The 1,728-nt window shown below is 46.3% G+C and carries 1 protein-coding gene; it reads right to left on the bottom strand.

Annotation, left to right across the window (positions count from 1 at the left end):
- Positions 1–1,728 (bottom strand): isopeptide-forming domain-containing fimbrial protein (locus JCM19034_RS20480; RefSeq protein ID WP_156324095.1); only part of this gene is annotated, 1,728 nt, incomplete at both ends.

Raw genomic sequence — 1,728 nt, 5'->3', positions numbered from 1 at the left:
GCCTGACCTTCACCGACTGTTACTCGGAACGTCACTGTATGCCAGTTGGTATCTCTGACATCACCGAACTGTGCGACAATTTCCCCGTCCACATAATGGCCAGCATCGCCGTCTTCGTCATCTGTGACTGCTTGTCCATCAACCTCTAGGGTGCCTAACACATACTCGAGGCCCTCTGGTAATTCATCACGAATGACTAAGTTCTTCACTAAACTATCTTCAATTGTATTTCGGGTTTGAATCGTATACAGCAGCGTATCTCCCACTTCTGCGTTCTCTGTATCTGTATTGCCTTCGGCTTTTTCAACTAATTCAGCTGCTTTCTCCGACTCTAGTTTCGGATCTTTTGGATCGACTGTAATCTCATGTTGTGGTTCCTCTGGTTCGCTATTATCGCCACCGACCGTTGCCACGTTTTCTATCGTCGTTTCTGATTGACCTGCGTCAATCACTGCTTCGAACGTGACCGTTCGCCATTCCGTATCCGTTACATTCCCAAAGTTAGCAATAATCTCGCCACCCTCGAATACTCCTGATACATCGTGGCTCACTTCCAGACTTCCTTCCACATAGCTAAGCCCTTCTGGAAGTTCATCAGAAATAACAAGGTTTTCGACGACACTTTCACGAACCGTATTACGTGCTCGAATCGTATAAACAACCGTATCCCCTACGTGGAAGTTTATCTTCCCTTCCTCAAGGTTCTTTGCTGTCTTTTCTGATTCCACATTCGGTTCACGCGGATAAATCATCACTTCTTCACTCGGCTTGTCCGGTTCATCAATATTGTCCCCATTCACTGTTGCGATGTTTTCAATATCTTGACTCGCCTGACCTTCACCAACGGTTACTTGGAACGTCACCCTATGCCAGTCAGTATCTCTGACATCACCGAACTGTACGACAATTTCACCATCGATATAATGTCCGGCATCGTCATCTTCATCATCTGTGACTGCTTGTCCATCAACCTCTAGGGTGCCTAACACATACTCGAGGCCTTCTGGTAATTCATCACGAATGACTAAGTTCTTCACTAAGCTATCTTCAATTGTATTTCGGGTTTGAATCGTATAGAGCAGCGTATCTCCCACTTCTGCGTTCTCTGTATCTGTATTGCCTTCGGCTTTTTCAACTAGTTCCGCTACTTTCTCTGACTCTAGCTTCGGATCCTTCGGATCCACCGTAATTTCATGTTGTGGCTCCTCTGGTTCGACATTATCTCCATCGACCGTTGCCACGTTTTCAATCGTCGTTTCTGATTGACCTGCATCAATCACAGCTTGGAACGTAACGGTACGCCATTCCGTATCGCTCACATCACCAAATGTGGCCGTTATCGTGCCGTCTTCATAGTCTCCTGTTCCTTCGTGACTCACTTCTAGACTTCCGTCTACATAACTTAAGCCACTTGGAACGACGTCTTGGATCTCAACGTTTTCAATCAGACTCTCACGAACCGTATTACGTGCTCGAATCGTATAAACAACCGTATCCCCTACATGGAATTCCTCTTTCCCTTCCTCGAGGTTCTCCGCTGTCTTTTCTGATTCTAGCTGTGGTACTCGTGGATAAATCAGCACTTCTTCTCTCGGCTCATCCGGCTCATCAACATTGTCGCCGTTTACTGTGGCGATGTTTTCAATATCTTGACTTGCCTGACCTTCACCGACTATTACTTGGAACGTTACCGTATGCCAATCGGTATCTCTGACATCACCGAACTGT

It is taken from the genome of Bacillus sp. JCM 19034, from assembly GCF_001310635.1.
In the GTDB taxonomy this organism is placed as follows: Bacteria; Bacillota; Bacilli; order Bacillales; family Bacillaceae_D; genus Halalkalibacter.
The sequence above is the reverse complement of the archived record's forward strand: the minus strand, read 5'-3'. Positions and strand labels throughout refer to the sequence as shown.